Consider the following 24,800-nt stretch of genomic DNA (forward strand, 5'->3'; position numbering starts at 1 on the left):
TAGATCCAGCCGGCGCGCACCCGCCCAGGGTGATGGCGAGTGCGGCGGCGCCGGCGACAAGAGGAAGTGCTTTCCTCCAGCGGTTGTCGTGCATGGGAACCTCGTCTCAAGGGCTTCTTTGGCTTGTCGAGCAGAGCGGAAGGGGGATCCGCCCTCGAAGCGAGGTTATAGTAAAGGTCCTTTCCGGTAAAGACCTTTCCAATTATTTTGTGAAGATTCTTTCCGATTGATGACCGCGAGCGACCGCCACGCCCTCGATCACAGGGATCGACGACGAGCGGACCACTCGTGCGAGGTCAGTACCAGATGTCGAGCGCAGGCACGGGGAACGAGGCGAAGGCCCGATCCAGACGCTCTGCGACGTCGGCATCGGCCGCGATCAGCCCGGCCCCGTGGAGCGTCGAGACGCGCACTCCCCCGGCGTACAGCGTGGACAGCACGGCGACGTCTATCGTCGCGTCGACCTCGGCGGCGGACGCAGGCTCGACGGTCGCGACTCCCGACTCGGCGACACGAAGACGCCAGTCTCCCGACGCGAATCCCAGCGCGTCCTCGATGCGCAGCACGACGTCGAGCGGCGCGGAGAAGCGCCGCGCCGACAGCGCTGCGGCGACGTCGAGGATCCTCAGCCAGCCGTGGTCGTGGACCGTCTGCACGACACCGCGCGGGTCCGCGACCAGCCAGGGAAGAGGATCATCGAGGGGACGCAGTTCCGCGGTGACCTCGTCGACCAGGTCGTGCTGCAGGGCGAACCGCCAGAGCGCAGCCGTCGCATCCGGGGTCTCGGCGACGAGCATCCTCACGTGCAGTCCGAAGCGGAAGGTGCCGCCCTTCTCGCCGAGCGTGTAGACGAGGACGCCGCGGACCGCGCCACTCTCATCGAGGTAGCGGACGCCGCGGACCTTGTCGCGCTCGGAATCGGACGGCGACACGCCTGCGAAGCCCTCCCAGCGCGTGCGCCAGCCCGAGACCTGGCCGGGACGGGTGCGCCGCACGCGGTCGTGCACGACGCCGAGATCGTCGGCGAGCTCCTCGCGTTCGCGGTACTGGATGCGCCCTGCGGGAGACGGCCCCGCCCAGCCGGCACGGCGCGTGTCGACCTCGAAGCGCGACATCGGGATGGCCGAGCCGAATCCATAGCGCCCGTAGATCGTCGCCTCGGAGACGGTGAGACCGGCCATCGGCGCCCCCGCGGACGCCGCGGCGCGGAGCTCCCCCTCGAGCAGCGCTCTGGCGATGCCACGACGTCGGTGTGTCGCGGCCACCGTGACGACGCTGATCGACCACATGTCGATCTCGGAGCCGCCCGGCACGGTGAGCGGGGCGACCCAGGAGTTCACGGTCGCGACGGGGAACTCCGCCGTCGGCGAGGCGGGGTCGAACACCGCCGTGTTGCGCCGCGTCTCGAACGGGGTCTTCCCGTACGCGAGCGCCTCGGCCGTGGGCTCTCCGCCCAGGAAGCCGCGGGACACGGCGCGCTGATAGGTCTTCGCGACGCTCTCATCTGCGAAGTCGACGAGACGGTACTCGAGCCCTGCGGCGGCGAGTCGTTCTGCGGAGATCGGTTCAGTAGGGACGTCTCGGGCATCGAGGGTGGTCATGCCTCTACCGTAGCCGGGGGTTCCGACGCGGGGATCGGCCGAAGCGGTCAGATGTCGCCACGGCTTCGATCAGATCAGTGCGCGCTCGCCTGCACCTCGCGGAGACGCGCGAACACCTGATCGCGCAGCTCCTCCGGAGCGGTCTCCTTGCAGGCGCGGGCCACGACCTCGGTGAGCGTGGTCGCGACCAGAGCCTCATCGCGGCACGACGGGCAGTTCTCGAGATGCTCGCGGATCTCGGTGTGCTCGGTCTTGCACACCTCGTTGCGGAGGTACTCCTCCAGATCCTGACGGGCCTTGTCGCAGCCGCAGTCGCTCATTTCCTGCTCCTCGTGTCAGCCGCGGCGATGCCCCGCTCTGCGGCGTAGTCGGCCAACAGCTCCCGCAGCATCCGCCTGCCACGATGCAGACGGCTCATCACGGTGCCGATGGGGGTCTTCATGATGTCGGCGATCTCCTGGTAGGCGAATCCCTCGACGTCGGCGAGGTAGACGGCCAGCCTGAAGTCCTCCGGCACCGCCTGCAGCGCGTCCTTGACGACGGATGCCGGCATGCGGTCGATCGCCTCGGCCTCCGCCGACCGGCTGTGCGAAGCCGTGGTCGACTCCGCGCCGCCCAACTGCCAGTCCTCGAGCTCGTCGATCGTGCCCTGGAACGGCTCGCGCTGCTTCTTGCGGTAGATGTTGATGTACGTGTTCGTGAGGATGCGGTAGAGCCACGCCTTGAGGTTCGTGCCCTGCGAGAAGGTCGCCCACGAGCCGTACGCCTTCACGAAGGTCTCCTGCACCAGGTCGGCGGCGTCGGCGGGGTTGCGGGTCATGCGCATGGCGGCGGCGTACAGCTGATCCATGAAGGGGATCGCCTGCTCCTCGAACTCGCGGCGAGGGTCGCTGACCGTGTCTGCGGTTGCGGTGTCATCCATCACGGGCCAGTCTAGGCCGCTGAGGTCGACGAACTCGCGCTCAAGCGTTGCGAGCATCCTCTCTCCTTCTCCCCGAATGCGGCTCCCGTTCGGTCGGGCGCACATCGGTGTTCACTAAAGTGGGAACCGATGAGCGCCAACAGGTATTCCCCTCCCCTCGTCCAGGGCTCTTACGCCGCGCCCGCCATCGACGGCTCCGTGCACGCGACGGTGACCATTCCCGGCTCGAAGTCGCTGACGAACCGCGAGCTGATCATCGCCGCGATCGCCGACGGTCCAGGGCGTCTGATCGCCCCTCTGCACTCCGACGACTCCCGCCGCATGGTCGAGGCGCTGCGCGCACTGGGCGTCGGCATCGAAGAGGAGGACACGGGCGGCGAGTTCGGCCCCGACCTCGTCGTGACCCCCGCGAAGCTCACCGGCGGCTCCACCATCGACTGCGGCCAGGCCGGCACCGTGATGCGCTTCATCGCCCCGCTCGCCGGCCTCGCCCAGCACGACGTGCACCTCACGGCCCACGAGACGGCTCTGCACCGCCCCATGGGCGGACTCATCAGCGCACTGCGCGATCTCGGCGTCGACATCGACGACGAGGGCACCTGGGCGCTGCCCTTCACGATCCGCGGCCACGGGCGCATCCGCGGCGGCCGGGTCGAGATCGACGCCTCCGCGTCGAGCCAGTTCGTCTCGGGCCTCCTGCTCGCCGCCCCCCGTTTCGACGTCGGCCTGCACCTGGTCCACACCGGCACGCACCTGCCGAGCCTTCCGCACATCGACATGACGATCGAGGCGCTGAGCCGCCGCGGCATCCGCATCGAGCGACCGGCCACCGGCGAATGGCTCGTGGAGGCCGGGGTGCCCCGCGCCAAGGAGATCGCGATCGAGCCTGATCTCTCCAACGCCGCGCCCTTTCTCGCCGCCGCCCTCGTCACGGGCGGATCCGTCTCCGTCACCGGCTGGCCGGTGCACTCGACGCAGCCGGGCCACCTGCTGCCCGAGATCCTCCAGGCGATGGGCGCCCACGTCGGCCGGCACAGCGGCACGCTGACGGTGCGCGCGGGCTCCGGCATCCGCGGCCTCGATCTCGACCTGTCGGCGGCGAGCGAGCTCACCCCGACTCTCGTCGGACTCGCCGCATTCGCGGACTCCCCCACGACGATCCGCGGCATCGGTCACATCCGCCTTCACGAGACCGATCGGATCGCCGCCCTGATCGGGAACGTCCGTGCTCTCGGCGGTCAGGCCGAAGAACTGCCCGACGGGCTGCGCATCATCCCGAGCGCCCTGCACGGCGGCGTCTGGGCCGCGCATCACGACCACCGCATGGCGACGACCGGAGCGCTCATCGGACTCCGGGTGCCCGGAGTCGAGATCGACGACATCGGCACGACGGCCAAGACGCTCCCCGAGTTCACCGTGCTGTGGGAGCGGATGCTGCGGGGCGACTCCGCGTGAGCTGGCTCTCCGACGACGACGACCTCGAGGACGACTTCGAGGACTACGACGAGAGCAGCATCCGCACGCGTCCCAACCCCAAGGGCAACCGTCCGCGGACCAAGCGCCGGCCGGCGCACGACGACGCGCAGATCGGACGGGTGCTCGGCGTCGACCGCGGCCGCTATTCGGTGCTGATGGGCGAGGACACTCCGGAGGAGCGAGCGATCACCGCCACCAGGGCGCGTGAGCTGCGGCGCACCCCCATCGTCACGGGCGACCGGGCACGCGTCGTCGGCGACACCTCCGGAGACGAGGGGACCCTCGCCAGGATGGTCGGCATCGTCGAGCGCACCTCGCTGCTGCGGCGCAGCGCGGACGACACCGATCAGGTCGAACGGGTGATCGTCGCCAACGCCGACCAGATGCTCGTCGTGGTCGCCGCCGCCGATCCGGAGCCGCGCGCGCGGCTGGTGGACAGATATCTCGTCGCCGCCCTGGATGCCGGCATCCGGCCTCTGCTCGTCGTGACCAAGACCGACCTCGCCGACCCCACGGAGTTCCTCTCGCACTTCGACGGCCTCGACGACCTGCGCGTGTTCACGAGCGCCCAGGAGACCATGCCCGTCGAGGAGATCGGCGCGGCGCTCATCGGACACTCCACCGTGTTCGTCGGCCACTCGGGCGTGGGCAAGTCGACGCTCGTCAACGCTCTCGTGCCGACCGCGGGCCGCGCCACCGGTCATGTGAACCAGGTGACCGGTCGTGGACGGCACACCTCCTCGTCGACCGTGTCGCTGCGCTATCGGACTCCCGAGGGCAGCGGGTGGGTCATCGACACCCCCGGCGTGCGGTCGTTCGGCCTCGGGCACGTCGAGCCCGCGAACATCCTCGCGGCCTTCACCGAGCTCGCGCTGATCGCCGAGAACTGCCCTCGTGGATGCACGCACCTGGCCGATGCGCCGGACTGCGCCCTCATCGAGGCGGCGGACCGCGGAGAGCTGGGAGAGACCGGCCGAGCTCGCCTGGACTCGCTGCAGCGCCTGCTGCAGACGTTCGCCGACAAGGCAGAGCAGACACCGGGACGGTGACGCCGTTCGCGTCCACCGCGTGGACGCGTCATGCCGTCGCCCACCCGGTTGGCCGACGCGACGGCGGGTAGGCTGATCGGGTGACTGTGCGACTGGAACCCGGAACCGCTGCCCCTGACTTCTCCCTCCTCGACCAGGACGGCGAGGCCGTGCGTCTCGCGGACCTCCGTGGAGAGAAGACCGTGCTCTACTTCTACCCTGCCGCGATGACCCCCGGCTGCACGACCCAGGCGTGCGACTTCCGCGACAGCATCTCCTCCCTCCAGTGCGCCGGATACCGCGTCGTCGGCATCTCCCGCGACACCCCGGAGAAGCTCGCGGAGTTCCGTGAGCGCGATGGACTCACCTTCACGCTCCTGAGCGACCCCGACCACGCCGTCCACACCGCCTACGGCGTGTGGGGCGAGAAGATGAACTACGGAAAGGTCATCGAGGGCGTCATCCGCTCGACCTTCGTACTCGACGAGAACGGCACGATCACACTCGCGCTCTACAACGTCAAGGCCACAGGGCACGTCGCCCGGCTGCGCAAGCTCCTCGGCATCGACGCCTGATCGGATGCCGACGGGCGCCCCGGCCCCACGGGCGCGGCGTCAGTCCTCCTGAGGACGCCCGCCCTCGGCGCGCGCGCTGGCGATGAGCAGTGCGAAGCCGATGAGTCCGGGCAGCCCCACCCCGGCGACGAAGGTCCACGAGATCGGCTGCACGGTGAGCGACGCCACCGCGAGGGCGATGGCGAGCACCTGGAACACGACTCCTCCCGAGCGCGCCCAGGAGCGCCCCGCCCGCGCGCCGAAGGCGAACGCGATGAGGGCCACTGCGCCGATCAGCGTGAGGACGATGAGGGCGAGCGCGGTGGGGAGGGATGCCGCGTCCCCCGCGCCGAGACCGACCAGCTCGATCAGGGCGAACACGACGAGCGCGAGCCCCTCGACGGCGAGAACCGCAGCCGCGGCGAGAGCGAGTCCTGGTGCACGCACGATGTCTCCTGGGAATCGAATGAGAAGGAGGAAAACCCTTGATTTCGAAGGTTTCATGTAACAGAATAGACAAAGTCATGTGCTCCCACAGCGGCGTGGGGCGGGCTTCCTGCCCGCATCACAAACAGCGAGCATCCGCCCGCATCTGAACAGGGTAGCCGATCCCCGAATGGCCGCCCGAATCCGAGACGTCGCACTGCGACATCTCTTGAAATCCACACCGAGGAGCCCCCATGGACTGGCGCGACAAAGCCGCCTGCCTGACTGTCGACCCCGAGCTTTTCTTCCCCGTGGGGAACACCGGACCGGCCGTGGACCAGATCGAGAAGGCGAAGACCGTCTGCGCCACCTGCACCGTCACCGAGATCTGCCTGCAGTACGCCCTCGAGACCAGCCAGGACTCGGGCGTCTGGGGAGGCCTCTCCGAAGACGAGCGCCGCGCCCTCAAGCGCCGCGCCGCCCGCGCCCGCCGCGCGTCCTGAGACCGACGACGAAGCGGCCCGAGATCCCCTGGATCTCGGGCCGCTTCGTCGTGTCGCGGACTACTTCGTCAGCCAGCGCAGCGGGATGTCGATGACCACTTCGGTCCCCTCCCCCTCGCTGCCGCGCCACTCGATGGTGCCGCCGAGCTCGCCCTGGATGAGTGTGCGGATGATCTGCGTGCCGAGGCCCTGACCGATCCGCCCCTCCGGAAGCCCGTGTCCCGTGTCTCGGACGGTCACCCGCAGGTTCTCCTCCGTGCGGCTGGCGTCGATCGTCACGATGCCCTCCTGCCCGGCGAGACCGTGCTCGACCGCGTTCGTGACGACCTCGGTCAGCGCGAGCGCGAGCGGAGTGGCGTACTCACTCGGCAGCACTCCGAACCGGCCTGTCGACTGGGTGCGGGCGCGCGTGTTCGGCGCCGAGGCGACCTCGGCGACGAGCTTCAGCACCCGATGGAAGACCTCATCGAAATCGACCTTCTGGGTGAGCCCCTGGGCGAGCGTGTCGTGCACGACGGCGATCGAGTCGACGCGGCGCATGGCCTGGGTCAGCGCGTCCCTCGCCTCGTCCGAATGGGTGCGACGCGCCTGGATGCGCAGCAGAGAGGCGACGGTCTGCAGGTTGTTCTTCACCCGGTGATGGATCTCGCGGATCGTCGCATCCTTGGTGATGAGCTCCTGCTCCTGGTGGCGCAGCTCGGAGACGTCGCGGCACAGCACGATGGCGCCGATGCGGGTGCCGTGGTCCTTGAGCGGGATCGCCCGCAACGACACGGTGACGCCGCGCGCCTCGATGTCGGTGCGCCACGGCGCTCGGCCGGTGACGACCACCGGCAGCGATTCGTCGACCTGACGCGAAGGCGGGACCAGGCGCGTCGTGACCTCCGCGAGCGACTCGCCCTCGAGCTCGTCGTCGAAGCCCATGCGATTGAAGGCCGACAGCGCGTTGGGGCTCGCGAACGTCGTGATGCCGTCGACGTCGATCCTGATGAGCCCGTCGGACGCACGCGGCGCTCCGCGGCGCGGCGACGTGGGCGCGGCGAGGTCGGGGAAGCTCCCGTCGGCGATCATGCGGAACAGATCGTTCGCGCATTCGTCGAACGTGATCTGCTGACGCGAGGGGGTGCGCGCCTCTCCGAGGTTGGTGTGCCTGGTCACGACGCCGATGACGGATGTCGAACGCTCCGCACCCCGGCGGTCGTTCAGGATCGGCACCGCGCGGACGCGGGTCGGCGTCTCCTCGAACCAGTCGGGAGAAGAGGAGTCGACGATCTCCCCCGACTCGAACGCGCCCTGCACCTGGGTGCGCCACTGCGGTCGTACCCGCTCGCCGACGATGTCACGGTAGAACAGGGTGGCCGCGCCGCTCGGACGTGCGTGCGCGACGGCCATGAAGGAGCCGTCCTCCGTCTGGATCCACACGACGATGTCGGCGGAGGCGAGGTCCGCGAGGAGCTGACCGTCGCCGGCGAGGCGGTGAAGCCATTCGACGTCGTTGTCGGTCAGGCGGCCCTGCGCTTGGGCGAGATCACTGAGGGTTGACACCCCCCAAGCCTACTGGGGCCGCGCCTCGTACCCGGCAGGTCAGAGCACAGCGAGGGAGGTGGCTCGCCAGCGGCGATCCACCCCGTCGAGGCGGATGGCCACGGCGCGTGTCCGCCCTGGGCCCGCCACGACCACGACGGCCTCCACGACGCCGTCGACCGGCTCGGCGGTACGGATCGATCGGATGTCGAAGGTCGGGCGCGCAGGCGAAACCCCCCTCGCGCTGCGCGCCCTTGCCGACAGGTTCGCCCTGGCCACCAGGCTCCGGAATGCGTCTTCGCTGAACCAGCGGGCGAGCTGATCGACCTCTCTGACCCCGGCGAGGACCTCGAGGACGCCCTGGGTGAGACTGCGCAGCAGCGGAACGGGGTCCGGCAGCTCGGCGCGGGGCGTCGGCTGCGGTGCGAAGTACTCGTGAAGCGTCATCGTCGTGCTCTCGATCGGGGAAAGACTGCGGCAAGTAGAGCACGGGGGCCGTGGCCTGCAGCTCATGCCTCATGATGAATGTGGATAACTCGTACGCACTTCTGACGGGTCCTTTAGTCTCGGTCAGATGCACTGGGACAGACTGTTCGACGACCTCGAAGGCCAGCTCGCCGCGGAGTGGGAGGCGGAGCGGGCGACGCTCGATGCGGAGTCGGAACGGCTGCGGATCTCCCGCCTCGATCTGCGCAGCCGGCTGCGGCTGCTGTGCGCGGAAGGGACCGCGGTGACCCTGGACCTCCCCGGCATCGGCCGATGCGGTCTGCTGCTGCGCTCGCTGGGAGCGGATTGGACCGCGGCGACCGTCACGGCCGCCGACGGCGCGTCTGCAGCAGCGACGGTGCGGATCGTTCCCCTGCATGCGATCCGCGGGCTCGCCACGGACCACGGTTCGCTGCTCGGAAGCCTCGACGACTCGGCCGCGCAGGAGCGATCGATGCGAGAGCGGATGACCCTGGGCTTCATCCTCCGCGATCTCGCCCGTCGTCGTGTGCCCGTGCACCTCACGACGATCGACGGCGAGCGGCTGCACGGCACCGTGGATCGAGCCGGCTCAGACCATCTCGATCTCGCCGTGCATGATCGCGGGGCCGCCAGACGAGCGAGCGCCGTGCACGGATTCCGCATCGTGCCCTTCACGGCGCTCTCCGCCGTGGACCTCTCAGGTGATCAGCTGCCCTGAGCGGACGACGTCCCCCAGACCTCAGGGAAGCTCGCTTCGTTCGACTGACGCCACAGGGCCATGCGCCTGGCCTCCTCCGACTGCTCGGCGAGATACTCGGCGAGGCTCGGCTCCTCGACGCGCCAGCGCGCGGGCGAGCCCAGCTGCGACCCCCGCAGTCTCCCCGCGTAGATCAGCGCGACCACCTCATCGACCTCGATGCTCAACAGCTCCGCCACCTGGGCGGGCGCCAGGAAGCGCGGCGCGGGAGCATCGGAGTCGACCATGCGTCCATTCTCCACCGGACCGAGGAGGAACCTCCCCTCGACATCGACCTGTGGAGAACTTTCGAGGCTCTCGTCCGGATTCTGTGACCATATGGCCATGACATCCCTGACACGATCCCGCCGCGCCTTCTGGGGCGACGTGCGTTTCCTGATCGGCATAGCGCTCGTCGTGATCTCCATCGCGGGGGTCTGGGCGATCGTGTCCTCATCCGGGCGCACGACACCGGTGCTCCAGGCCCATCGCACCATCGTCGAGGGCGAGGCGCTGTCCTCCGCGGACTTCCGGGCGGTGGACGTGAGTCTGGGAGCCCTCACCGATGACTACCTCGCACCACAGGACCTGAAGGCCGGCGAGGTGGCGGCACGGACACTCGCCGAGGGAGAGCTCGTCCCCGCCACCGCGATCGCCACGGCCGAGAGCAGCCGACGCACGACGATCGTGGTCGAGAGCGGCACCGGCATCCCCGAAGACGTCTCGACCGGAACCCCCGTCGACCTCTGGCAGGCGCCTCCGCTGCCTGACGGCCGGGGTTTCGACGTCCCGCGCATCCTCGTCTCCGACGTCGTCATCGGCACGGTCGTCGAGGCGGAGGGGATGCTGGCCTCAGACACGGCGATGGTGGAGGTCGTCATCGATCGCGCCGACGTGGCCGACGTCCTCGCCGCGATCACGGGCGGCGCGGCGTTGTCCGTCGTACCCATCGGAGCGACGCCGTGAGCACGGTCGTCGTCGCGATCGCCGAGCCCAGGGCGAGCATCCTCGCGGCCGAGCTCGAGCTCGAGGGCGTGCGTGTCGCCGCGGTGACCGAGCCGGGGGCGATCCTGCCCCTGCCCGATGGCGTCATCGCCGTGATCGCTCCCGGCACGCGGGCGGTGCTCAGTCCTGCTCTCATCGCCGCATGCGACCGGGCCGGAGTGCGCATCATCCCCGTGGGAGACGGCGACGATCGTGTTCTCTCCCGTTACGGTCTGCCACCCGCGCTCCCGGCGGCCTCCGCCGGCTGGGAGATCGCCGAAGCACTCGCCGCCGATGCTCCGGAGGTCGTTCCGCGCCCCGCAGAACGTCCGCGTCGAGTCATCACGATCTGGGGTCCTGCCGGGGCGCCCGGTCGCTCGACCCTGGCGGTGCAGCTCGCCGTCGAGATCTCGCGCACGGGGCGCCGCACCGCCCTCATCGACGCCGACACCGTCGCGCCGTCGATCGCACTCCTGCTCGGGCTCGGCGACGATGCTCCCGGCATCGCCGCCGCATGTCGCCGTGCGGAGCTCGGAGCCCTCGACGGCGCCGAGCTGACCAGACTGTGCAGCATCGTCGAGACGAGCGGCGGGGAGATCGACGTCCTGTCCGGCATCAACCGCCCCAGCCGATGGCCGGAGCTCTCCGCTGCGCGCCTTCGAGCGGCGCTGCAGGCATGCCGCGGTTGGGCCGACGAGACGATCGTCGACGTGGCCGCCGCCTTCGACGCCGATGAGGAGGCGACCTACGACCTCGTCGGGCCGCGTCGCCACGCCGCCACCATGGCCGCGCTCCAGGAGGCCGATGCGATCGTCGCCGTCGCCGCGGCCGACCCGCTCGGAATCAGCCGCTTCCTGCGAGAGCATGCCGAGCTGCGTCGACTCACGTCGCCCACGCCCGTCACGGTCGTCGTCAACCAGGTGCGCCCCGGCCCTCTGGGCATCGATGCTCGCGGACAGATCCGGCGCACGCTCGATCGCTTCGCCGGTATCACCGACGTCTCGTTCCTGCCGTTCGATCGGCGCTCCACCGACGCCGCGCTGCTCCACGCGGGGCCCGTCGCCGACGTCGTCCCCCGTTCGACGCTCGTCGCCGCTGTCCGCCGCCTCGCGACGTCGCTCTCCCCGTCAGCGGCGACTACTGCCGATAGCTCGAGAGGAAGTTCCCCAGCCGCTCGACCGCTTCGGCGAGCACGCGCGGCTCGGGAAGCGTGACCACCCTGAGGTGATCGGGCGTCGGCCAGTTGAAGCCCGTCCCCTGCACGAGCAGGATGTGCTCCGAGACCAGCAGATCGTAGATGAGCTTGGCGTCGTCGCGGATCTCGTGCACGTTCGGATCGAGTCGAGGGAAGGCGTAGAGGGCACCCTGAGGCTTCACGCAGGAGACCCCGGGGATCGACTCCAGCCCCTCCCACGCGACGTCGCGCTGCTCGTGCAGGCGCCCGGTCGGCGCGATCAGCGCGTCGATCGACTGCACTCCGGAGAGCGCCGCCTGCACCGCGTACTGCGAGGGGACGTTGGGGCACAGCCGCGTGGAGGCGAGGAGGGTGATGCCCTCGATGAACCCCTTGGCATGCGACTTCGGTCCGGTGATCACCATCCACCCCGAGCGATAGCCGGCCACGCGGTACGTCTTGGACAGCCCGTTGAAGGTGAGGCAGAGAAGATCCGGCGCGAGCGTGGCCGTGGGGATGTGCACGGCGTCGTCGAACAGGATGCGGTCGTAGATCTCGTCCGACAGCAGCAGCAGTTCGTGCTCGCGCGCGATCTGCACCATTCCCTCGAGGATCTCCTTCGAGTACACGACGCCGGTCGGGTTGTTCGGATTGATGATGACCAGCGCCTTGGTCTGCGGCGTGATCTTCGAGCGGATGTCCTCGAGCGACGGCTGCCACTCGTCGTCCTCGTCGCACAGATAGTGCACCGGGGTGCCGCCGGCCAGGCTGGTCATCGCGGTCCACAGCGGGTAGTCCGGGGCCGGGATCAGCACCTCGTCGCCCTCGTCGAGGAGAGCCTGCATGGTCATGGTGATGAGTTCGGAGACCCCGTTGCCGAGGTAGACGTCATCCGGATCGAAACGCGGGAAGCCCTCGATCTCCTCGTAACGGCTGACGACCGCACGACGGGCGGAGACGATGCCCTTGCTGTCGCTGTAGCCGTGGGCGGTGGGAAGCGCGGCGAGCATGTCGCGGACGATCTGGTGCGGAGCCTCGAACCCGAAGATCGCGGGGTTGCCCGTGTTGAGCTTGAGGACCCGATGGCCCTCCGCCTCGAGCCGCGCCGCCTCGACGAGGGCGTTTCCGCGGATCTCGTACAGGACGTTCTTGAGCTTCGACGACTGGTCGAAGTGGCGCGATGGTGTCATCGCCCAAGCCTAGCGCCGCTTCGAGACCTCCTCGTCACGCTCGCGAGGCCGCGCTGCGCAGCGCGGCCTCATGCGCCTCTCGCTCGCGTCGGCTGGTGTCGATGTGAGCGAGAGCCAGTGCGCTCGCCCGCTCGCCGTCCCGGGCACTGATCGCCTGGAACAGAGCCTCGTGCTCGTCGGTGACGTGCACGAGGTCGTCGTGCTGGGAGAGTCCCCAGCGCAGCCTGCTGCGCATGCTCCGCATCAGGTCCTGCAGCAGGCGGTTCTCGGCCAGCGCGGTGACGACCTCGTGGAAGTCCGCGGCGGCGCGCCGCGACGTGACCCGATCCTCGATGACGGCGCTGCTCTTCTCCGCCTCGAGCGCCCTCCGCAGCTCCTCGAGTCCGTCTCGGCGATGGCGCTCCGCGGCGAGACGGAAGGCCAGCGGTTCGAGCACCGCACGCACCTCGTCGAGATCCGTCATGTCGGCGGAGGTGAACTCGCGAACCACCGCCCAGGTACGGGGCCGCAGGATGACGAGCCCCTCCCCCTCGAGCACCTTCAGAGCATCGCGGACAGGAACGCGGCTCACGCCGAACTCCGCAGCGAGGTCGCGCTCGATGAGCCTGCTTCCCGGTTCGCGCACGCCGTCGAGGATGGCTCCGCGGATCCAGTCCGCGACTCTGGTCGATTCGAGGACCCGCTCTTCTGCAGTGCTCACCCCGTCATTCTTCCACCGGGTTCCGCCGAGACCCGATCAGCGGTGCGCGGGTCCTCCACTCGACGTCGCCGGCTCTGACGATGCCCTCGTCGAGCCTCGCAGCGGCCCCAGCGCGGATCCCCCGCGCCCTCCCACGACGAAGGGGCCGATCCGTGCGGATCGACCCCTTCGTCTTCGTGGGCTACTTCTTCTTCTTGCCCTGCGCCCTGCGCTGCTCGCGGTTGCCCGCGGCCGGCGCCGGGGCGGCGGCATCCGTCTTCTGGCCGAAGGCGCCGCGCGGGGCCTCGGCCTCCGCCTCGGGCTGCTCCGCCGCTGCGCGTGCGGCCGCGGCCTGGCGGAGACGCTCGGTCGCAGCCTGCTGGACCTGCCCTCGATCGTTGCGCACCTCGACCTCGCCGGCGTCGTTCGCCGCGGAGTACTCGAGTCGCTGCTCGCCGCCGCCCTCGGAGAGACCCTTGGCCTCGACCTCTGCGGTCTCGGCGTCTCCCGCGCGACGGACCTCGACCTCGAGGTTGTAGAGGTAGCCGACCGACTCCTCCTTGATCTGCCCCATCATGGACTGGAACATCGCGTAGCCCTCGCGCTGATACTCGATCAGCGGGTCGCGCTGCGCCATCGCCCTGAGGCCGATGCCGTCCTTGAGGTAGTCCATCTCGTAGAGGTGGTCGCGCCAGCGGCGGTCGAGCACCTGCAGCACGACGCGGCGCTCGAGCTCGCGGGTCGCCGCCTCGCCGAGGGATTCCTCCCGCTTCTCGTAGGCGATCGTCGCGTCGGACAGCAGCTCACGGGTGAGGCCGTCTGCGGAGATGCCGCCCTTGCGGCCCTGGGCTTCGGCGACGACCTCGTCGATCGTCACGCCCACCGGGTAGAGCGTCTTCAGCTCGGTCCAGAGCGCGTCGAAGTCCCAGCTCTCGTTGTGGCCCTCGCCGGTGTGGTCGTTCACGACTCCGGTGATCGCGTCCTCGATGAAGTGCTGCACGCGGTCGGCGATGTCATCGCCCTGCAGGATGTGGCGGCGGTCGGCGTAGATCGCCTCGCGCTGACGGTTGAGCACGTCGTCGTACTTGAGGACGTTCTTGCGCATCTCGGCGTTGCGCGCCTCGACCTGCGACTGCGCGCTGCGGATCGCACGCGACACCAGGCCGGACTCGATCGGCACGTCGTCGGGGAAGTTGGTGCGGTTGAGGATCGCCTCCGCCGCCCCCGACTGGAACAGGCGCATGAGGTCGTCGGTGAGGCTCAGGTAGAAGCGGCTCTCACCGGGGTCGCCCTGACGACCCGAGCGGCCTCGGAGCTGGTTGTCGATCCGTCGCGACTCGTGACGCTCGGTGCCGAGGACGTAGAGCCCGCCGGCCTCGATGACCTTCTCGGCCTCCTCGGCGACGACGGACTTGGTCGCGGCGTACGCCTCGTCCCAGGCGACCTCGTACTCCTCGGGGGTCTCGACCGGGTCGAGCCCCTTGGACTTGAGCTCCTGCACGGCGAGGAACTCCGCGTTGCCGCCGAGCATGATGTCGGTACCGCGACCGGCCATGTTCGTGGCGACGGTGACGGCGCCCAGACGACCGGCGCGGGCGACGATCTCGGCCTCGCGAGCGTGGTTCTTCGCGTTGAGGACCTCGTGCTTGACGCCCTTCTTGGCGAGCAGGCGGGAGAGGTACTCGCTCTTCTCGACGCTCACCGTGCCGACCAGCACCGGCTGACCGCTGGCATGGCGCTCGGCGATGTCCTCGACGACCTGCGCGAACTTCGCGGTCTCGTTCTTGTAGACGAGATCGGCCTGGTCCTTGCGGATCATCGGCCTGTTGGTCGGGATCGGGATGACGCCGAGCTTGTAGGTGGACATGAACTCCGCCGCCTCGGTCTCGGCGGTACCGGTCATGCCTGCGAGCTTGTCGTAGAGGCGGAAGTAGTTCTGCAGCGTCACCGTGGCGAGGGTCTGGTTCTCCGCCTTGACGGGGACGCCCTCCTTGGCCTCGATGGCCTGGTGGATGCCCTCGTTGTAACGGCGTCCGACCAGGATGCGGCCGGTGTGCTCGTCGACGATCATGACCTCGTCGTTCATGACGACGTAGTCGGTGTCCTTCTTGAACAGGGCGAGCGCCTTGATCGAGTTGTTCAGGAACGAGATCAGCGGGGTGTTCGCGGACTCGTACAGGTTGTCGATGCCGAGGTAGTCCTCGACCTTCTCGATGCCGGGCTCCAGGACGCCGACGGTGCGCTTCTTCTCGTCGACCTCGTAGTCCTCGCCGACCTCGAGGGTCCGGGCGATCTTCGCGAACTCGGCGAACCAGCGGTTCGCCTCTCCCGACGACGGACCGGAGATGATCAGCGGCGTGCGCGCCTCGTCGATGAGGATCGAGTCGACCTCGTCGACGATCGCGAAGTAGTGCTCGCGCTGCACGAGGTCTTCCTTGCGCCACGCCATGTTGTCGCGCAGGTAGTCGAAGCCGAACTCGTTGTTCGTGCCGTAGGTGATGTCGGCGGCGTACTGCTCACGGCGAACGGCGGGCGTCTGCCCGGAGACGATGATGCCCGTCGTCATCCCGAGCGCGCGGTACACGCGGCCCATGAGCTCGGCCTGGTAGGAGGCGAGGAAGTCGTTGACCGTGATGACGTGCACGCCCTCGCCGGCGATCGCGTTCAGGTAGGCGGGGAACGTGGCGACGAGGGTCTTGCCCTCACCGGTCTTCATCTCGGCGATGTTGCCGAGGTGGAGGGCCGCGCCGCCCATGATCTGCACGTCGTACGCGCGCATGCCGAGTGTGCGCTTGGCCGCCTCGCGGACAGCGGCGAACGCCTCGGGCATGAGCTGGTCGAGTGTCTCGCCTGCCGCGTACCGCTCGCGCAGCACGGTCGTCTCGTCGCGCAGCTCGTCATCGGTGAGCTTGGAGATGTCCTCTTCCAGCGCATTCACCGCCTTGACGACCTGGTTCAGACGACGGATGACCCGCCCTTCACCGGCGCGCAGCAGCTTCTCAAGAGGATTGGCCACGGATGTCATCTCCCTGTCAGTGGGTGAACAGCCCGCTCGCCGCACGGCGAACAGCAGGCATACGTGCTCATGTTACCGGTCTGTGACCTGCAGATCGTCTGCACGCCGTCTCAGCGGCCCGTGCGGTACCCCGGATGCACGTCGCGATCGACCCCGTGGGCCTCGGCGAGCTTGCCCAGGAGCTCCGCGAGCGTCGTGCGCTCCTGCTCCGTCAGCACCTCGATCGTCGCCGCTTCGTGCGCCGCACCGACCGTGCGCATCTCGGCGAGCACCTCTCGCCCTCGGGCGTCCAGCTCGAGCCGCTGGACCCGCCGATCGGACTGGCTGCGCACCCTCCGCACGAGCCCCTTCTCCTGCAGGGAGTCGATCAGCGCCACCACACGGCTCGGAACGACGCCGAGCTGGCCGGCGAGCTCCTGCTGACTGAGCCCGTCCGACTGCGCGATGAGGCGCAGGATGCCGAGATCGCTCGGCTGCACGCCCAGCGGCGCCACCCGCTCGGCGAATCGCTGGCCGACGGCGGATCCCACCTGGGAGAGCAGGAACGCGATGCGTCGGAATGGCGGGGTGGAGGGTGCGGGCATGTCGACAGTTTATCCACCCACAGTAATCATTCTGTGCTATGAATGATTCATGACTACGACTGAACCATCGACGGCATCCAGCCGTCGCCAGCCCGGCCCGCCTCTCGCACCGATCGCCATCGTCACCATGGCGCTGTTCATGATGTCCCTCACGATCCCGCTGCTCCTCGCGGGCACGACCTACCCCTCCCCGTTCGGCGAGGATCGGGCGATCCTGGACTACTTCCGCCAGAACACCGCCGCCACGACCATCACCGCCCTCCTGCAGTTCGCCGCCGCCCTGCCCCTCGCCATCTACGCCGCCGTCTCGACGACACGGTTGAACCGTCTCGGCATCCGCGCGCCGGGGGTCTCGATCGCCTTCGCCGGCGGCATCCTCTCCTCCGCAGCCATGACGATCTCGGCGTTCGCATCCTGGGGCCTCACACGACCGGCGACCCTCGCGGACGACGCGCTCGTGCGCACGCTCCACGACCTCGCGTTCATCTCCGGCGGGCCAGGCGCCGTCGTCCCTCTTGGTCTTCTCGTGGCAGGCATCGCCGTTCCGGGGCTGCTCGCAGGACTGCTCCCCCGCTGGCTCGCGATCACCGGTCTCGTCCTCGCGGGGATCGCCGTCCTCGGCACGCTCGCCGTCGCCGTGCCCGCACTCGCCGTGCTCCTGCCCATCGCGAGGTTCCCCTCGATGGTGTGGTTGATCATCGCCGCGCTCCGACTCCCGAAGGACCGCGCACCACGGAACCGCACGCCCTGAGGACGTGGGGGTTCCCCTGCATACCCGGTATCCATATACTCGGTATGCCCGCTTCACGCTCAGGGAGGTCCCCCATGTCGGTTCGTCAGAGCCTGCTCGCCATCCTCGATCAGGGCGCCTGCTACGGCTACCAGCTGCGCCATGAGTTCGATCGTCGCACCGGGTCGACCTGGCCGCTGAACGTCGGTCAGATCTACAACACCCTGGAGAGGCTCGAACGCGACGGCCTCGTCGAACGCGGCGACGCCGACGAGCAGGGGCACATCTACTGGCAGATCACCGAGGCGGGCTCGGCGGAGGTCGCCGACTGGTTGTCCTCCCCTGTCGTGCGCGCACAGGCCACGAGGGACGAGCTCGCGATCAAGCTGGCCGTGGCGGCGACCCTGCCCGGGGTCGACGTCGCCGGCGTGATCCAGACCCAGCGCACCGCGTCGCTCACGCAGCTGCAGACTCTGCAGCGCGCGAAGTACGCCGGCGGCGACCCCGAGGGGCCGGAGGAGCTGTCCTGGGCTCTCGTCATCGACTCGATGATCTTCGCGGCAGAGGCGGAGGTGCGCTGGTTGGACCACACCGAGCAGCGGCTCGCGCTGCACCCGCGGCACACCATGGGACTCGAGCTCACCGCTGATCGGCCCAAGCGAGGCCGTCCGGCGAAGACGGATGCCGCACTCGCCGGCGCCGAGCAGAGCTGATGACCGAGACGGTGCTCCGACTCGTCGGAGTGACCCAGCAGTACGGACAGGGAGCGACCGCGGTGTCGGCCCTGTCCGGCGTCGATCTCGACGTATCCCGCGGCGAGCTCGTCGCGGTCATGGGCGCCTCCGGATCGGGGAAGTCGACTCTTCTCTCGATTGCAGGGGGCCTGGCGAAGCCGACGACCGGAGAGGTCATCATCGAGGGTGCGTACCTCAGCGAGCAGTCGCCGAAGGAGCTCGCGCAGCTCCGTCGCCGGTCGCTCGGCTTCGTCTTCCAGGACTTCAACCTCATCCCCACCCTCTCCGCGATCGAGAACGTGACTCTTCCGCTCGAGCTCGACGGGTTCCGCAACGGCGTGGCCAGGCGGGCCGCGGAGGAGGCGCTGCTCTCCGTGGGCCTCGCCGACAGGATCGACGCCTATCCCGACGACCTCTCCGGAGGTCAGCAGCAGCGGGTCGCGATCGCCAGGGCCGTCGTCGGAGGACGCAGGCTGATCCTCGCCGACGAGCCCACCGGCGCCCTCGACTCGGTCACCGGCGAGCTGGTGCTGAGGATGCTGCGGGAGAGGATCGACGCCGGTGCCGCCGGCATCCTCGTGACCCACGAGGCCCGCCACGCGGCGTTCGCCGACAGGATCGTGTTCCTCCGCGACGGACGCATCGTGGACGAGACCAGACGCCAGGGCGCGGAGGTCCTGCTCGCGGGCAGCGGGAGATGACCCGCGGCGGATCCGGTGCGCGCTGGCGCGTGGCCGCGCGACTGGCCCGGCGTCAGGTGCGCAGGGCGATGCTGTCGAGCATCCTCATCGGGGTGCTCATCATGCTGCCGATCGCCGCGATGACCGCGTACGCGATCATCGCGGCCAGCACGATCGCCACCCCACAGGAGCGCGTCACCAGCGAGCTGGGGCGCGCCGAGGCCTGGATCGCGGTGAAGGGGCTCCCCGGCGACGGCTTCTGGCAGTCGCCGACGCAGCCGGACTGGACCGGCTACTCGTCGGATCTCGTCGACGCCCCGTCCGGTACCGCCGTCGCCGACCCGATGGCTCTCCTGCCGGAGGGAACCGCCGCCATCCCCCTCGTCGAGGGCACGGTGCGCGTCGTCACCCCCGACGGCGTGACCGGGATGCCCGCCTGGTCCGGGGAGTCCTGGGATCCGCGACTGTCGGGGCGGTTCGACCTCATCGACGGACGGAGGCCGAACGACGCCCGGGAGGCTCTTGCGACACCCGCGACGATGACGCGGCTGCAGATTTCCGTCGGAGATGCCGTCACCCTCGCCGAGAGCGGATCGAGGTTCACGGTCGTCGGGACGATGAGCGCCGCTCCTCTCGCAGACGATGTCCCCGCTCTCTTCCTCCCGTCGTCCGACGCTCTCGCCGGAGAGAAGCGCTGGTACCTTCCCGAGCACGAACTGGGCTGGAGCGACGTCACGTCCTTGAACGAGCAGGGGATCGTCGCGTTCTCCCGCACGGTGGTTCTGGACCCGCCCGACCTCCGCGGCACGGACGCGGAGCTCCCCTACGACGAGTACTGGTCTGCGCGGTACTCGATGCTCATCATCCTCTCCGCCGCCGGGGTGTTCGCCGCCTACGTGGTGGTCATGCTCGCGGGTGCCGCGTTCGCCGTGTCCGCCCGGCGCCAGCAGCATGCGCTCGCGGTCGCGGCGAGCGTCGGCGCCTCGTCGGGCGACCTGCGCAGGATCGTGGTCCTGCAGGGCACGATGCTCGGGTCGATCGGGGGCGTCGTCGGGGCGGTCATCGGCGTCGGCGCCGCCGCCCTGATCCTGCGGATGCTCGACGACGGATCAGCGACCGCGTTCCCCGGGTTCCACCTCCCCTGGGAGTTCCTCCTCGCGATCCTCGTGTTCGCCGTCATCGTGGGAACGGTGTCTGCCGCGACTCCTGCGCACACCGTGGCGCGCTCCGACGTCCTGGGCGCGCTGCGCGGCTCGCGCCGCCCTCAGACGCCCCGAGCATCCCGACCGGTGCTCGGGTCCGCGCTCATGCTCCTCGGCGTCGCCGTCACGATCGGCTCGGCTCTCGCGGTCGTCGCGGTGACCTCCTCGGACCTCCCGTGGGACTCGCCGCTGCGCACGATCCCGCCGGTCGGCATCGTGGTCGGCCCGATCGTCGCGCAGATCGGCATCCTGCTCTCCGGGCGCTGGCTGCTCTGGATCACCGCACGCGCGATGTCCCGGATCGGGCTGGCCGCCCGTCTCGCCGCGCGGGACGCCTCGACGAACGCCTCGCGCACCGTTCCGGCGTTCGCTGCCATCGCCGCTACCGTCTTCATCGGCGTCTTCGCGCTCGGCGCGTACTCGATGCAGAATGCGCAGTCCGCACGGAACTGGTTCTACCAGGCGCCCGTCGGGAGCATGTCCGTCGCCTTCCAGCCTTCGGACACGGCCGGTCCCTTCGCGCTCACCACGGAGCAGGCCGCCGATGCCGAGACGGCGGCCAGAGAGCTCGCGCACGCGGCGAGCGCCACCGGCATCGCGACCATCGGCGCCCAGGTGCCCGTCTGGATCTACCCGTCAGCCGACGAGGTCCCCGACGACGTCGTCTCGGCGATCGCCCTGCTGCCCGACGAGCATCTCATCGACCCCACGGAACAGGACTCCTACACGTCTCGCGGACAGGATCCGTCGAACCCGCTCTCGGTGATCGCGCCGGAGGAGATCGAGACGGCTCTCGGTGTCCGACTGACCCCGCAGCAGCTGCGGGACTACCGCGACGGCGCCGCGCTCTCCGCCGATCCGCGCTTCGTCACCGACGGGTCCGTCGAGCTCGCCGCGTGGACGGGTGCGCAGGCGTACGAGGGAGGGATGCCGGACAACATCTGGATCTCCGCGGAATCCGTCGATCACGCCCCTGTCTGGCAGAAGACGATCCCGGCGATCTCGGTGCCGCTCCCCCTTCAGCCGACCCTGATCGCGATCGCACCCGACACCGCGGCGTCGCTCGGCATCGCCTGGCAGCCGCGATCTCTCGTCGCGTCCTTCGACTCGCCGCCGTCGGCCGAGACCCGCGACCGCATCATGTCGGAGGCGGACACGCTCAGCACCTCCTCCTGGGCGCTCACCGCCGGATGGGAGCAGGGTCCCCCCGACGATGCGATGTGGATGGCGCCGATCATCGCCGCCGTCGCGACGCTGGTCCTCGGCGCCAGCGCGGTGGCGCTCAGCCTCGCGCGGGTCGAACGCCGGCCCGATGACGCCACGCTCTCCGCTGTGGGAGGGACGGCGGGTCTGCGCCGCCGCATCGGATTCTGGCAGGGCCTGATCATCGCCGGGTTCGGCACGATCGCCGGAGCGGCGGCCGGGGTGCTCCCGCCGATCGGGTTCGCCATCCAGTCGCGCGGCGACCTTCTCCTGGCTGATGCGCCCTGGACCGTGCTCGCGCTCTTCGTGCTCGCTCTGCCGGTGAGCATCGCGCTGGTGAGCTGGCTCGTGCCTCCCCGCAGACCCGAGCTGATCCGACGAACCGCGATCGCCTGACACGCTGTGAGCGAACCGGCGCGCTCTCAGGCGGATGCACAGCCTGCGCATTCGCACGGATTACTAGGATCGGATCATGGCTGGAATTTGGGGCAGACGCAAGCGCGAGCAGGAAGAGCTGGCGGCTCAGGACGCCGATCTCGCACGGCGGGCGGAACAGGCACTGGTCGCGACAGACGAGCGGATCCGTTCGACCTCCGATGAGCTGTCGTTCGCGGAGGCAGAGCTCGGCGAGTCGCTGACCGCCGACCTCAAGGCGGCGCTGACAGCCGTGCGCACCCACCTGCGCGAGGCGTTCCAGCTGCACCAGCTCAACCACGACGAGATCCCGGACACGCCGGAGGAGCTGCGCACACGCAACGCGCGCATCGCACAGCTGTGCGACTGGGCCCAGGATCTCCTCGACGAGAAGACCTCCGTGCTGGCGGAGTCGATCGCCAAGGTGCGGCGAGCTCCCGAGGTGATCGCGCAGGTGCGCGCGGATGCCGCCGCCCTCAGCGCCCGCATCCCGCAGACGAACGACACGGTCAACCGCCTGAACTCCCGGTACGCCGATTCGGCGATGAACCAGATCACCGCGAGCGCGGCCGAGGCGGAGCAGCTCATCGCGTTCGCCACCCACGGCGCCGATGTGTCGGAGCGACGCCGCGCGTCGAAGCAGAACGAAGAGGCCAACCTCGCGCTGGAGACGGCGACCGAGGCCACCCGGCGCGCGTCCGCACTGCTCGACGCGGTCGAGGACTTCGAGATCGAGGCCCTTCGCGCCGAGTCGACGCTGGCCGAGGTCGTCGCCGATTCCCGATCTGACCTCATCGCAGCGCGTACGGCCCCTCAGGTCCCCGCGGTGGCCTCCGCCGTCACCGCGCTTCAGAAGGCCCTGGACGCGCTCACCCCCGCCGGCACCCCCGGCGACCCGTTCGGCGAGCTCTCCCAGCTCCGCGCCGCCAACACGGCGCTCGACGAGGCCATCGCCAAGGCACGGTACCGCGCGGAGAACCCTCTCCCCAGCATCCAGCAGGTGCAGCACGCCATCGATGACGCCGATCGTCAGCTCGGCGTCGCCCGCGGTCTCATCTCCGGACACCGCGGCTGGATCGGCGCGGACGCACGCACACGGCTCGCCGAAGCCGAGCGTCTGCGCGTCGATCTCTCCGACCTGCTTCCCGCCGAAGAGACGCGCGAGGAGGCGCTCACCGGCGCTCGCCGCGTGGCTCACCTGGCGTCAGAGGCGCTGCAGCTCGCTCAGCGCGACATCGACTCCTCACGCCCGCAGGATCAGGGCTGGGGCGGCGGCGGATGGGGCGGTGGACCCCGCGGCGGCAGTCGGGGCGGCGGCGGCGACATCGCCTCCGGCATCCTCGGCGGACTCGTGATCGGCAGCATCCTCGACGGGATCTTCGACTGACACGGCGACGCGTCTTCTCACGCCGAAAGGCCCGGCCCCTGTGGAGGGACCGGGCCTTTCGCATTTCCTCTCAGGAGGCGAGTGCCTCGGACGGCGGCGCCTGGGTGCTCAGCGCGATGACGCCGTAGTCCCATCCCTTGCGGCGATACACGACGCTCGGGTGGTCGGTGCGCACATCGACGAACAGGAAGAAGTCGTGTCCGACCAGCTCCATGCGGTCAACCGCCTCCTCCACCGTCATCCATTCGGCGTCGAAGCTCTTGGTGCGGATGACGACGGGCGAGTAGGCGTCTTCTTCCTCGCTCTGCACCGGGACGCTCCCGGTGGCGACGGCGTGCAGGACGTCGACGGATGCCGGCTGCACGTCGATTCCCTCCAGGGCTCCGCTGCCCTTCTCGAAGTGCGCGCCTCGTGGGTGCTGGCGCCCGTCGACCCTCTTCTCCTTCGCCCGACGCAGCTGCTCGGACATCTTGTCGACCGCGAGGTCGAGGGCGACGAACTTGTCGCCGTCCGTGGCCTCGGCACGGACCACGGGTCCCTTGCCGACCAGCGTCAGCTCGACGGTCTCGTCAGGTACGTGCCCGTTCCGATACACACGGTGGGTGACCTTCACGTCCAGCCGCTGCGCTCGGGACGCGAGCATCTGGATCCTGGCGATCTTCTCTTCGACAACGGTTCGGAAGCGATCGGTGATACCCACTCCGACGCCAACGATGCTTGTTTCCATTGCTGCCTCCTTGTCCCGGTCCACCCGGCCAAGGGCGGACCGTGGTCGCCTTGTTCTGCCCAACCGTAGTCCGCTCGTCGGCCGTTGTCACCACTCAATTGCTCCGTGTCGTCGGTGCGTCTCCTCTGAGCCCGCTGTGACGCGCCGTCGCCGCGAGCGCCACGGCCGCGACGACCTCGAATCCCGCCTGACCGAGCACTCTCGCGGCCTCGTCGAACGTCGCCCCCGTCGTGACGACGTCGTCGACCAGCACGACGCGTGCGCCCTCACCCCGCCGCCGAGCGCGCATGCTCCCCCGCACGTTCTGCGCGCGCTCCGCCCTCCCCAGCCCGCGCTGGTCGGCGCGTGCACCAGAGTGCCCCAGCAGGCGCCACGGAGCGACACCGGCACGCGCGAGGAGCATGTCGGGCACCCGGTACCCCCGACGGCGGAAGGCCGCGCGTGAGGTCGGGATCGGCGACGCACGGATGCCATCGTCGAGCTCATCGAGGAGAGCGCCCGACAGCGTGGTGCCGAGTGGGCGCGCGAGCACCGTTGCGCCCTCTCCCTTCAGGCTGCGAATGCAGCGCGCCGCCACCCCCTCGAACGGCAACGCCGCGCGTACTCGGAGCCCGCCCGGGGTCCGGAGCTCGCGCGGAGCGGGCGTCAGCGCGCCGCGGCAACCCTCGCAGAGGAAGACGCCCGGCAGATCGCAGCCGGCGCACGAGGCGGCGAGCAGGAACGCCCCGATCTCGGCGCCGATCGCGCGCCAGTGTGGAGGATGCATCCACCGATCATGCCGTCCTTCGGCACGGAGACGACGTGAGAGCGGTCGTGGTCACCGGGATCGGTGGAGACTCTCCCTCCGGCTTCACACTG

25 protein-coding genes are annotated in these 24,800 nt (G+C 69.6%); 12 read left to right on the forward strand and 13 right to left on the reverse strand.

Annotation, left to right across the window (positions count from 1 at the left end):
- Window positions 1-296: 296 nt before the first annotated feature.
- From LC438_RS11790 to LC438_RS11800, 3 genes are all read right to left on the reverse strand, one after another.
- Complete coding sequence (locus tag LC438_RS11790; RefSeq protein WP_223586676.1) at window positions 297-1,601, reverse strand: GNAT family N-acetyltransferase; 1,305 nt, start codon at window positions 1,599-1,601, stop codon at window positions 297-299.
- Between the two features lie 74 nt (window positions 1,602-1,675).
- Window positions 1,676-1,921: a zf-HC2 domain-containing protein gene (locus tag LC438_RS11795; protein ID WP_105672438.1), complete on the reverse strand. Its 246-nt coding sequence runs from the start codon at window positions 1,919-1,921 to the stop codon at window positions 1,676-1,678.
- The gene (locus tag LC438_RS11800) at window positions 1,918-2,580 is read right to left on the reverse strand and encodes a sigma-70 family RNA polymerase sigma factor (RefSeq protein WP_341942498.1); all 663 of its coding nucleotides are present in this window, start codon (window positions 2,578-2,580) and stop codon (window positions 1,918-1,920) included. Before LC438_RS11800 ends, LC438_RS11795 begins: the two co-directional genes overlap by 4 nt.
- A gap of 72 nt (window positions 2,581-2,652) precedes the next feature.
- Between LC438_RS11800 and aroA the strand changes: the two genes are divergently transcribed.
- The 3 genes from aroA to bcp all read left to right on the forward strand — a co-directional run bounded on the left by aroA (window position 2,653) and on the right by bcp (window position 5,602).
- Window positions 2,653-3,978 (forward strand): 3-phosphoshikimate 1-carboxyvinyltransferase, encoded by a 1,326-nt coding sequence (gene aroA / locus LC438_RS11805; protein WP_105672440.1) that lies wholly within the window; start codon window positions 2,653-2,655, stop codon window positions 3,976-3,978.
- Window positions 3,975-5,048, forward strand: coding sequence for a ribosome small subunit-dependent GTPase A (gene rsgA / locus LC438_RS11810; RefSeq protein WP_105672609.1), 1,074 nt, complete (start codon window positions 3,975-3,977; stop codon window positions 5,046-5,048). The genes aroA and rsgA overlap by 4 nt, the downstream gene beginning before the upstream one ends.
- 80 nt (window positions 5,049-5,128) lie before the next feature.
- A complete protein-coding gene (gene bcp, locus LC438_RS11815) occupies window positions 5,129-5,602 on the forward strand; it encodes a thioredoxin-dependent thiol peroxidase (RefSeq protein ID WP_223586678.1) in 474 nt (157 codons plus the stop codon).
- Between the two features lie 39 nt (window positions 5,603-5,641).
- Here the strand turns inward: bcp and LC438_RS11820 are convergent, their stop codons facing one another.
- A complete protein-coding gene (locus tag LC438_RS11820) occupies window positions 5,642-6,028 on the reverse strand; it encodes a hypothetical protein (RefSeq protein ID WP_223586679.1) in 387 nt (128 codons plus the stop codon).
- A gap of 233 nt (window positions 6,029-6,261) precedes the next feature.
- Between LC438_RS11820 and LC438_RS11825 the strand changes: the two genes are divergently transcribed.
- Window positions 6,262-6,510 carry a WhiB family transcriptional regulator gene (locus LC438_RS11825; protein WP_017203224.1) on the forward strand — a complete coding sequence of 83 codons (249 nt, stop codon included), beginning with the start codon at window positions 6,262-6,264 and terminating at the stop codon, window positions 6,508-6,510.
- Between the two features lie 60 nt (window positions 6,511-6,570).
- On the opposite strand, the gene LC438_RS11830 is transcribed toward LC438_RS11825, so the two are convergent.
- On the reverse strand, window positions 6,571-8,055 hold the full coding sequence (locus LC438_RS11830) for a sensor histidine kinase (protein WP_105672443.1): 1,485 nt from the start codon (window positions 8,053-8,055) through the stop codon (window positions 6,571-6,573).
- A gap of 39 nt (window positions 8,056-8,094) precedes the next feature.
- Window positions 8,095-8,481, reverse strand: coding sequence for an Rv3235 family protein (locus LC438_RS11835; protein WP_105672444.1), 387 nt, complete (start codon window positions 8,479-8,481; stop codon window positions 8,095-8,097).
- A gap of 127 nt (window positions 8,482-8,608) precedes the next feature.
- On the opposite strand from LC438_RS11835, the gene LC438_RS11840 reads away from it, so the two are divergent.
- Window positions 8,609-9,220 (forward strand): hypothetical protein, encoded by a 612-nt coding sequence (locus LC438_RS11840; RefSeq protein WP_105672445.1) that lies wholly within the window; start codon window positions 8,609-8,611, stop codon window positions 9,218-9,220.
- Here the strand turns inward: LC438_RS11840 and LC438_RS11845 are convergent.
- Window positions 9,208-9,486, reverse strand: a complete 279-nt coding sequence (locus LC438_RS11845; RefSeq protein ID WP_105672446.1) for a helix-turn-helix domain-containing protein — start codon at window positions 9,484-9,486, stop codon at window positions 9,208-9,210. The genes LC438_RS11840 and LC438_RS11845 overlap by 13 nt on opposite strands.
- 97 nt (window positions 9,487-9,583) lie before the next feature.
- On the opposite strand from LC438_RS11845, the gene LC438_RS11850 reads away from it, so the two are divergent.
- Window positions 9,584-10,204, forward strand: a complete 621-nt coding sequence (locus LC438_RS11850) for an SAF domain-containing protein (protein ID WP_223586680.1) — start codon at window positions 9,584-9,586, stop codon at window positions 10,202-10,204.
- On the forward strand, window positions 10,201-11,436 hold the full coding sequence (locus LC438_RS11855) for a P-loop NTPase (RefSeq protein WP_105672447.1): 1,236 nt from the start codon (window positions 10,201-10,203) through the stop codon (window positions 11,434-11,436). Before LC438_RS11850 ends, LC438_RS11855 begins: the two co-directional genes overlap by 4 nt.
- On the opposite strand, the gene LC438_RS11860 is transcribed toward LC438_RS11855, so the two are convergent.
- The 4 genes from LC438_RS11860 to LC438_RS11875 all read right to left on the reverse strand — a co-directional run bounded on the left by LC438_RS11860 (window position 11,360) and on the right by LC438_RS11875 (window position 16,865).
- On the reverse strand, window positions 11,360-12,586 hold the full coding sequence (locus LC438_RS11860; RefSeq protein ID WP_105672448.1) for a pyridoxal phosphate-dependent aminotransferase: 1,227 nt from the start codon (window positions 12,584-12,586) through the stop codon (window positions 11,360-11,362). The genes LC438_RS11855 and LC438_RS11860 overlap by 77 nt on opposite strands.
- A gap of 34 nt (window positions 12,587-12,620) precedes the next feature.
- Window positions 12,621-13,286, reverse strand: coding sequence for a GntR family transcriptional regulator (locus tag LC438_RS18780; protein WP_105672449.1), 666 nt, complete (start codon window positions 13,284-13,286; stop codon window positions 12,621-12,623).
- Window positions 13,287-13,467: 181 nt separating this feature from the next.
- Entirely contained in the window at window positions 13,468-16,281 is a 2,814-nt protein-coding gene (gene secA, locus LC438_RS11870; protein ID WP_105672611.1) for a preprotein translocase subunit SecA, read from the reverse strand.
- Window positions 16,282-16,391: 110 nt separating this feature from the next.
- The gene (locus LC438_RS11875) at window positions 16,392-16,865 is read right to left on the reverse strand and encodes a MarR family winged helix-turn-helix transcriptional regulator (RefSeq protein WP_223586681.1); all 474 of its coding nucleotides are present in this window, start codon (window positions 16,863-16,865) and stop codon (window positions 16,392-16,394) included.
- A 49-nt stretch (window positions 16,866-16,914) separates the two neighbouring features.
- On the opposite strand from LC438_RS11875, the gene LC438_RS11880 reads away from it, so the two are divergent.
- The 5 genes from LC438_RS11880 to LC438_RS11900 all read left to right on the forward strand — a co-directional run bounded on the left by LC438_RS11880 (window position 16,915) and on the right by LC438_RS11900 (window position 23,215).
- Complete coding sequence (locus tag LC438_RS11880; protein WP_223586682.1) at window positions 16,915-17,616, forward strand: hypothetical protein; 702 nt, start codon at window positions 16,915-16,917, stop codon at window positions 17,614-17,616.
- Between the two features lie 74 nt (window positions 17,617-17,690).
- The gene (locus LC438_RS11885; protein WP_105672452.1) at window positions 17,691-18,308 is read left to right on the forward strand and encodes a PadR family transcriptional regulator; all 618 of its coding nucleotides are present in this window, start codon (window positions 17,691-17,693) and stop codon (window positions 18,306-18,308) included.
- Window positions 18,308-19,030 (forward strand): ABC transporter ATP-binding protein, encoded by a 723-nt coding sequence (locus tag LC438_RS11890; RefSeq protein ID WP_223586683.1) that lies wholly within the window; start codon window positions 18,308-18,310, stop codon window positions 19,028-19,030. The genes LC438_RS11885 and LC438_RS11890 overlap by 1 nt, the downstream gene beginning before the upstream one ends.
- Complete coding sequence (locus LC438_RS11895; RefSeq protein ID WP_223586684.1) at window positions 19,027-21,810, forward strand: FtsX-like permease family protein; 2,784 nt, start codon at window positions 19,027-19,029, stop codon at window positions 21,808-21,810. The genes LC438_RS11890 and LC438_RS11895 overlap by 4 nt, the downstream gene beginning before the upstream one ends.
- Window positions 21,811-21,886: 76 nt before the next feature.
- A complete protein-coding gene (locus tag LC438_RS11900; protein ID WP_105672455.1) occupies window positions 21,887-23,215 on the forward strand; it encodes a hypothetical protein in 1,329 nt (442 codons plus the stop codon).
- Between the two features lie 70 nt (window positions 23,216-23,285).
- On the opposite strand, the gene hpf is transcribed toward LC438_RS11900, so the two are convergent.
- Window positions 23,286-23,942, reverse strand: a complete 657-nt coding sequence (gene hpf / locus LC438_RS11905; protein WP_223586685.1) for a ribosome hibernation-promoting factor, HPF/YfiA family — start codon at window positions 23,940-23,942, stop codon at window positions 23,286-23,288.
- 94 nt (window positions 23,943-24,036) lie between these two features.
- Window positions 24,037-24,708: a ComF family protein gene (locus LC438_RS11910; RefSeq protein WP_223586686.1), complete on the reverse strand. Its 672-nt coding sequence runs from the start codon at window positions 24,706-24,708 to the stop codon at window positions 24,037-24,039.
- Between the last annotated feature and the right edge of the window lie 92 nt (window positions 24,709-24,800).

The organism is Microbacterium sp. OVT16B (genome assembly GCF_019969705.1).
Classification (GTDB): Bacteria; Actinomycetota; Actinomycetes; order Actinomycetales; family Microbacteriaceae; genus Microbacterium; species Microbacterium natoriense.

What these genes read in the sequence shown, in the direction of transcription:
- LC438_RS11790 (WP_223586676.1), bottom strand. Translation starts at nt 1,601, where the DNA reads ATGACCACCCTCGATGCCCGAGACGTCCCTACTGAACCGATCTCCGCA.
- LC438_RS11795 (WP_105672438.1), bottom strand. Translation starts at nt 1,921, where the DNA reads ATGAGCGACTGCGGCTGCGACAAGGCCCGTCAGGATCTGGAGGAGTAC.
- LC438_RS11800 (WP_341942498.1), bottom strand. Translation starts at nt 2,580, where the DNA reads ATGCTCGCAACGCTTGAGCGCGAGTTCGTCGACCTCAGCGGCCTAGAC.
- aroA (WP_105672440.1), top strand. Translation starts at nt 2,653, where the DNA reads ATGAGCGCCAACAGGTATTCCCCTCCCCTCGTCCAGGGCTCTTACGCC.
- LC438_RS11825 (WP_017203224.1), top strand. Translation starts at nt 6,262, where the DNA reads ATGGACTGGCGCGACAAAGCCGCCTGCCTGACTGTCGACCCCGAGCTT.
- LC438_RS11835 (WP_105672444.1), bottom strand. Translation starts at nt 8,481, where the DNA reads ATGACGCTTCACGAGTACTTCGCACCGCAGCCGACGCCCCGCGCCGAG.
- LC438_RS11840 (WP_105672445.1), top strand. Translation starts at nt 8,609, where the DNA reads ATGCACTGGGACAGACTGTTCGACGACCTCGAAGGCCAGCTCGCCGCG.
- LC438_RS11845 (WP_105672446.1), bottom strand. Translation starts at nt 9,486, where the DNA reads ATGGTCGACTCCGATGCTCCCGCGCCGCGCTTCCTGGCGCCCGCCCAG.
- LC438_RS11850 (WP_223586680.1), top strand. Translation starts at nt 9,584, where the DNA reads ATGACATCCCTGACACGATCCCGCCGCGCCTTCTGGGGCGACGTGCGT.
- LC438_RS11860 (WP_105672448.1), bottom strand. Translation starts at nt 12,586, where the DNA reads ATGACACCATCGCGCCACTTCGACCAGTCGTCGAAGCTCAAGAACGTC.
- LC438_RS11875 (WP_223586681.1), bottom strand. Translation starts at nt 16,865, where the DNA reads ATGCCCGCACCCTCCACCCCGCCATTCCGACGCATCGCGTTCCTGCTC.
- LC438_RS11880 (WP_223586682.1), top strand. Translation starts at nt 16,915, where the DNA reads ATGACTACGACTGAACCATCGACGGCATCCAGCCGTCGCCAGCCCGGC.
- LC438_RS11885 (WP_105672452.1), top strand. Translation starts at nt 17,691, where the DNA reads ATGTCGGTTCGTCAGAGCCTGCTCGCCATCCTCGATCAGGGCGCCTGC.
- LC438_RS11890 (WP_223586683.1), top strand. Translation starts at nt 18,308, where the DNA reads ATGACCGAGACGGTGCTCCGACTCGTCGGAGTGACCCAGCAGTACGGA.
- LC438_RS11895 (WP_223586684.1), top strand. Translation starts at nt 19,027, where the DNA reads ATGACCCGCGGCGGATCCGGTGCGCGCTGGCGCGTGGCCGCGCGACTG.
- LC438_RS11900 (WP_105672455.1), top strand. Translation starts at nt 21,887, where the DNA reads ATGGCTGGAATTTGGGGCAGACGCAAGCGCGAGCAGGAAGAGCTGGCG.
- hpf (WP_223586685.1), bottom strand. Translation starts at nt 23,942, where the DNA reads ATGGAAACAAGCATCGTTGGCGTCGGAGTGGGTATCACCGATCGCTTC.
- LC438_RS11910 (WP_223586686.1), bottom strand. Translation starts at nt 24,708, where the DNA reads ATGCATCCTCCACACTGGCGCGCGATCGGCGCCGAGATCGGGGCGTTC.